The sequence below is a fragment of the Dokdonella sp. genome (genome assembly GCF_035511235.1).
Lineage (GTDB): Bacteria > Pseudomonadota > Gammaproteobacteria > Xanthomonadales > Rhodanobacteraceae > Dokdonella.
In genome coordinates this window covers 71,741-77,895 of the sequence record NZ_DATKFQ010000014.1, presented here as the reverse complement: position 1 = coordinate 77,895, position 6,155 = coordinate 71,741, and the positions used below count along the sequence as shown (strand labels likewise).

Annotated in this window: 7 protein-coding genes; 6 read left to right on the top strand and 1 reads right to left on the bottom strand. The window is 65.7% G+C overall.

Going from position 1 to position 6,155, the window contains the following annotated elements; all coding sequences use genetic code 11:
- Positions 1 to 101 precede the first annotated feature (101 nt).
- Positions 102 to 2,117: an excinuclease ABC subunit UvrB gene (gene uvrB, locus VMR06_RS08295; RefSeq protein ID WP_325375055.1), complete on the bottom strand. Its 2,016-nt coding sequence runs from the start codon at positions 2,115 to 2,117 to the stop codon at positions 102 to 104.
- A 261-nt stretch (positions 2,118 to 2,378) separates the two neighbouring features.
- Between uvrB and VMR06_RS08290 the strand changes: the two genes are divergently transcribed.
- The 6 genes from VMR06_RS08290 (at position 2,379) to VMR06_RS18185 (ending at position 6,122) form a co-directional block, all read left to right on the top strand.
- Positions 2,379 to 2,933 (top strand): GspH/FimT family pseudopilin, encoded by a 555-nt coding sequence (locus tag VMR06_RS08290; protein ID WP_325375053.1) that lies wholly within the window; start codon positions 2,379 to 2,381, stop codon positions 2,931 to 2,933.
- Positions 2,934 to 3,254: 321 nt separating this feature from the next.
- The gene (locus VMR06_RS08285; RefSeq protein WP_325375051.1) at positions 3,255 to 4,481 is read left to right on the top strand and encodes a tyrosine-type recombinase/integrase; all 1,227 of its coding nucleotides are present in this window, start codon (positions 3,255 to 3,257) and stop codon (positions 4,479 to 4,481) included.
- 65 nt (positions 4,482 to 4,546) lie between these two features.
- Positions 4,547 to 4,954 carry a hypothetical protein gene (locus VMR06_RS08280; RefSeq protein WP_325375050.1) on the top strand — a complete coding sequence of 136 codons (408 nt, stop codon included), beginning with the start codon at positions 4,547 to 4,549 and terminating at the stop codon, positions 4,952 to 4,954.
- Complete coding sequence (locus VMR06_RS08275; RefSeq protein ID WP_325375048.1) at positions 4,951 to 5,169, top strand: hypothetical protein; 219 nt, start codon at positions 4,951 to 4,953, stop codon at positions 5,167 to 5,169. The genes VMR06_RS08280 and VMR06_RS08275 overlap by 4 nt, the downstream gene beginning before the upstream one ends.
- A gap of 196 nt (positions 5,170 to 5,365) precedes the next feature.
- Positions 5,366 to 5,797 (top strand): hypothetical protein, encoded by a 432-nt coding sequence (locus tag VMR06_RS08270; RefSeq protein WP_325375046.1) that lies wholly within the window; start codon positions 5,366 to 5,368, stop codon positions 5,795 to 5,797.
- A gap of 85 nt (positions 5,798 to 5,882) precedes the next feature.
- On the top strand, positions 5,883 to 6,122 hold the full coding sequence (locus VMR06_RS18185; RefSeq protein ID WP_414648089.1) for a helix-turn-helix transcriptional regulator: 240 nt from the start codon (positions 5,883 to 5,885) through the stop codon (positions 6,120 to 6,122).
- Positions 6,123 to 6,155 lie beyond the last annotated feature (33 nt).

Sequence of the window (6,155 nt, the reverse complement as noted above, 5' to 3'; positions counted from 1 at the left end):
CCAGCGATCAGGGGGAGAGCAACAGGTTTCTGTAAAAATTTTCACATCGCCCTGCCCTGCCCCGCTTTTCCCTGGACAACGCCGCGGCGAACCCCGCTGCATCAGCCGAAACTCGCCTCCTTCAGGCGGCGGATCTGGTCGCGCACCCGCGCCGCGTCCTCGAACTCCAGGTCGCGCGCGTGCTGGTACATCTGCTGCTCCAGCGCCTTGATGCGTGCAGCCGCCTGCGCCGGATCGAGCGCCCTGTAGTCGGCCTCGGGCTCGGCCACGCGACGGGCCTTGCCCTTGCCGCCGGGCTTGGCCGAACCTTCCTCGTGCGCGCCCTCGAGGACGTCGGTGATGGGCCGCGCCACCGACTTGGGCACGATGCCGTGCGCCTCGTTGTACTCGACCTGCTTCTGCCGGCGGCGGTCGGTCTCGTCGATGGCCGCCTGCATCGAACGGGTGATCCTGTCGGCGTAGAGGATCGCCTTGCCGCGCAGGTTGCGGGCGGCGCGGCCGATGGTCTGGATCAGCGAGCCGGTCGAGCGCAGGAAGCCCTCCTTGTCCGCATCGAGGATCGCCACCAGCGAGACCTCGGGCATGTCCAGGCCCTCGCGCAGCAGGTTGATGCCGACCAGCACGTCGAACTTGCCCAGGTGCAGGTCGCGGATGATCTCCACGCGCTCGACCGTGTCCACGTCCGAATGCAGGTAGCGCACGCGAATGCCGTGCTCGCCGAGGTACTCGGTGAGGTTCTCGGCCATGCGCTTGGTCAGCGTGGTGACCAGCACGCGGTCGCCCATCCTGATGCGTTCATGGCACTCGGACATCAGGTCGTCGACCTGGGTGCCCACCGGACGAATCTCGACCTGCGGGTCGACCAGGCCGGTCGGGCGCACCACCAGCTCGGTGATCTCCTCGCCCGATTCGCGCAGTTCGTAGTGGCCGGGCGTGGCCGAGACGTAGATGCTGCGCGGCGAGCGCGCTTCCCACTCCTCGAAGCGCAGCGGGCGGTTGTCCAGCGCCGACGGCAGGCGGAAGCCGAACTCCACCAGCGTTTCCTTGCGCGAGCGGTCGCCCTTGTACATCGCGCCGAGCTGCGGAATCGTCACGTGCGACTCGTCGACGACCAGCAGCGCGTCGGGCGGCAGATAGTCGAACAGCGTCGGCGGCGGCTGGCCGGGGGCGTGGCCGGTCAGATGCCGCGAGTAGTTCTCGATACCCTGGCAGTAGCCGACCTCGGCCATCATCTCCAGGTCGAACTGCGTGCGCTGCTGCAGACGCTGCGCCTCGACCAGCTTGTTGGCCTCGTACAGAACCTTGAGCCGGTCGGCCAGCTCCAGCTTGATCGTGTCGATCGCATGCAGCACGCGGTCGCGCGTGGTCGCGTAGTGGGTCTTCGGATAGACCGTGTAGCGCGGCACCTTGCGGATCAGCTCGCCGGTCAGCGGATCGAACAGCGACAGGTTCTCGACGTCGCCGTCGAACAGCTCGATGCGCAGTGCCTCGGTCTCCGACTCGGCCGGAAACACGTCGATGACGTCGCCGCGCACGCGGTAGGTGCCGCGGCGCAGCTCGAAGTCGCCGCGCGTGTACTGCAGCTCGGTCAGGTGGCGGATCAGCTTGCGCTGGTCGGTGTGTTCGCCGCGCGCCAGGATCAGGCGCATCGACAGGTAGTCCTCGGGGTCGCCGAGGCCGTAGATCGCCGACACCGTGGCGACGATCAGCGCATCGGGCCGCGACAGCAGCGTCTTGGTCGCCGACAGGCGCATCTGCTCGATGTGGTCGTTGATGCTCGCGTCCTTCTCGATGTAGGTATCGCTGGACGGAACGTAGGCCTCGGGCTGGTAGTAGTCGTAGTAACTGACGAAGTACTCCACCGCGTTGTGCGGAAAGAACTCCTTGAACTCGCCGTAGAGCTGCGCGGCCAGCGTCTTGTTCGGTGCCAGCACCAGGGTCGGCTTCTGGATGCGCTCGACCATGTTGGCGATCGTGAAGGTCTTGCCCGAACCGGTGACGCCGAGCAGGGTCTGGCGCGCCAAGCCGGCCTCGAAACCGGCGGTCAGTCGGTCGATCGCCGCCGGCTGGTCGCCGGCGGGACGATACGGGGACACGAGTTGGAAGCGGTCGCTCATCGACGGATTCTAGCCTGCGGGTGGGGACGGCCCGGACCTGGCCGGCGTTCAGGAACCGGGGCCTGAGAACGCACCGCGACGCGCGCCGCGAGGGCCGACCGAAACCGGGGGAGTGCGTCTGGATATGGGGCTCGCCGGCGGCCCGGCAAGGCTTACGTTGCGTCCCGGCGATTTCCTACCGTGCCGCGCGGCGCCCGGCTATCGGCGCATCACGCTGCGCTGCCTAGCATGCATAGCCCCGTCTCCGCGAGGAAGGCCTGCATGGATGCCCACACCCGAAAGCCCGCCGGCGTCACGCTGATCGAAGCCCTGATCGCCCTCGTGCTGCTGACGATCCTGGCCGCCGTGGCGGTACCGGCCTATGCCGATCTGAGCGCGGCCCTGCGCATGCGCAGTGCGCGCGGCGCCTTGTTCACCGCGTTCCACCAGGCGCGGATCGCCGCGGTGCAGCGCGGCGGCGCGGTCGTCGCCTGCCCGTCCGGCGATCAGGTCCAGTGCAGCGGGTCGCCGCACTGGCACGACGGCTGGCTCGTGTTCGCCGACGACGATGGCGACCGCGAGCGCGGCCCCGGCGAACACGCCTACCTCGTTGCCGGCGCCCTGCCGCCCGGACTGACCGCCGCCGGCAGCGCCGGCCGGCCGCGCATCACGTACCGGCCCGACGGCAGCGCGCACGGCTCCAACCTCACGGTTACGTTCTGCGACCGCCGCGGCGCAGGCGCCGCCACCGCGCTGATCGTCAACGTCTACGGCCGCGTCCGCAGCGGACCGCCGTCCCCGGCGGCGATCGAGCGCTGCGTGGCGATGCCGCGCTGAGCGAACGACCGGCCTCGCAGGTGAAATTCCCGACCGATCACCCTCGGAACGAGGCGGAAAACAGAAAGGGCCCGCATCGCTGCAGGCCCTTTGGCTATCTGGCTCCCCGAGACGGACTCGAACCGCCGACCAAGTGATTAACAGTCACTGTTTTTGGGTCCGGAAGGGATGGGTTTGGACGCCGTTAGAAGTATCGCTATCCGCGCCAGCTCTAGATTTCCCGCCGTTGCATGTCTCTTGCTGTCCCGGTTAGTATCATGCCATCTCGCCGCGAAGTATCGCTGTAAGTATCGCTGTGGCGGCCAAGTGATCGGAGGGGGCATGGCGGTCAAGGCGAACGATCTGGCGATCAAGGCACTCAGGCCGCGCGCGGTGCGCTACGAGGTAGCCGTGCGCGACTGTCGCGGGCTGGTGGTGTGCGTGTGGCCGAGCGGGCAGCGGACCTACCTGCTGCGCTACCGCCAGGACGGAACGCTGAAGCGTGTCTCCCTGTCCGCTGCGACCCTTTCCGAGGCTCGCCGAGAGTGGGAGGGGCGGCGCGAGGAATTGCGGCGTGGTGCCGATCCTGCAGCGGAGGTGAAGACCGCTCGTGCGGAAAAGCAGCTCAAGCGTCAGGCGGCGCGGGCAGCGCCAACGATGTCGGGACTGGCTGCGGACTTCATCGAACTCTACGCCAAGCGCAAAAAAAAGAGCTGGCGTGCCGACGAGCTGATGCTGGCAAGCGCTGTTCTCCCCGAGTGGGGCAATCTCAAGGCTGCATCGATCAAGCGGCGGGACGTCATCGATCTGCTCGATCGAATCGCCGAGCGGACGCCAGTGCGGGCCAACCGCGTTCTCGCTGTCCTGCGCAAGCTGTTCAATTGGGCGCTCGAGCGCGAGATCGTCGAAACTTCTCCCTGCGCTGGCGTCAAGCCACCGGGTACTGAGCGCAGCCGCGAGCGTGTACTGACCGATGAAGAAATTCGCGCATTCTGGAACGGCCTGCCAGCGTCCGGCCTTTCCGAGACGGCTCAAGCGGCGCTGCGGTTGCAACTGCTGACCGCATGTCGAATCGGGGAAGCCGTCGGCGCGGAGTGGTCGGAGATCGACCTGCGCAAGCGTCAATGGCTGATTCCCGGCGCCCGAACAAAGAACGGTCGGGAGAACCTCGTGTCGCTGTCATCCGTCGCGGTCGACCTTCTCAAGGAGCGCCCATCACGCCAGGGCTATCTGTTCCCCGCCGGCGGCAAGACGGGTCATTTGCGCATCGACGTGGCAACACACGATCTGGCGCATGCGACCTTCGACATTGCCACTCGCTTCACGTCTCACGACCTCCGCCGAACTGCGGCGACCAAGATGGCTGAGCTTGGCACCAGTCGCATCGTGATCGACGCAATCCTGAATCACAAGGACCGCTCAGTCGGCGCGGTGTACGACCGATATGGCTACGTTGAGGAGAAGCGGACGGCCCTAGAGGTCTGGGCTCAGCATCTCGACGTGCTCGCGACAGGCAAGCGCCCGTCCAATGTGATCGCACTGCGCAAGAGATCCGGCAAAGGCCGGTAATCGCCGGCCGGCGTGTTACGAGCACGACCGGCCGACTTCCACCACCGTTCGATAGGAGAACGATCATGGCAACGCAAGATGATACAGAGTTGGTTCCGGCCCACGGCGAGCACGGCCTGGAGTGGGCGCCGCGCTCTGAAGTCGTCGAGATTCCGATGCTCCCGCTGGGGCCGAGCAACGAGATCGTCCCGGCGACGCTCCGGAGCATGAATCGGTACAAGGGAGGCGGCGTGCCGACTCGCCTGCTTCGGGTCGAAAGGCCTACCAAGCGCAACGGGCGCCGCTTCACATTGGTTCGCTTCGAGTGCACGCCGTTCGTGCGATACGACCTCGGGAACGGGCCGGTCTACGGTACCGAGCATTCGTGCCACGTCCGTCACGAGCGGGACGCGGCCGATCCGCTGTTCAACTCGCTGTCCTCGCGAGAGCGCGCACGAATCGAGCGAGCGGTCCGTTCGGAGACTTGGCGATGAGCCGGCTCAACCTGCTCCCGGGCGAAGTAGCCAGCGATGCGATCAGGCGCCTCGTCGATCAGGCTCAGGGAATCACGGCGCTGATCCGCGTGTCTTCCATTGGCCAGGAGCCAATCGCGGAGATCCATGTTCACAACGCTTGCTGGGCCATCGAGGATGCGCTCGCCCAAATCCGCGTTGGCTTCAGTGCGTTGACTGGCGAGGCACAGTCATGAGCAGCAGGATCGATGTGTGATGGCTACGAAGCGGAAATCGGGAAAGGGCTCGGTGCCATCCGAGCCCTCTTTTTTAGAACAATTCAGGGTCGCGTTTGAGCGTCCAGCGGGATACACGGACGTTTACGCCATAGTGGGGGCATACGACGCTGGCAAACCATTGCCGTCGGAGTCACTCGATCGACTCGTAAACGCGATGCGCGTTTTTCTCTCCGACGGAACCACTGACGCAAACCTTCAAGAGTTTGCCAAGCTGGCCGGGCTCCGAGGCAAACAAGGACGTCGACAGCCTACTGCCAGGGAAACTGAGCGGCGAGAGCAGATGGTGCTGGAGGTGTTCCTGGAAGAACGGCAGCTCGCTGGGGAGGGAGTGAAATCGAGGGCTGCTCGAGCGGAAGCGACAAGACTGGTGGCAGGGCGTCGGCACAGCAGTCTTCGAGCGTTACAGGAGAACATACGCCTGTTCGGTGAATCAGCGCGCCAACTGGTTGCGATGCTGGACTACGCCGAGAAGTTTCGCGCAGAGCAGGCGGGCATCGCTCAGCGATTCGTTGCAAAGCAAGAAGCGGTCATGCGGCAGATGGCGACCACGCTCAAGACGCGCGCCGGCCGCGCCGACAAATCCTAGTTTCTTTCCGCGCGTCACTTTCTACGAATAATCGAGTATCGCCGCATCCCACGGCCGTCCGAGCAAATGCAAGCCGGGCGAACCCATGCAGAGGGATTCCGCGATGCCTGTTGTCCGAAATGTTCACGGCCCCGATCCATCGGCACGCTACTGGCGCTTGCCGGCAGTCCTCGCCTACACCCAGCGGTCGCGCTCCTCCATCTACCGAGATCCGACCTTCCCCAAGCCGATCAAGATCGGTCCGAACACTGCCGCATGGCTTGCGGATGATGTCCGAGCCTGGTGTGCAGCGCGCGAGGCTGATGCAACGAGGGCGGCCGCATGACGAACTCGAGTGGCGACGGTCAGGAGGGCATAT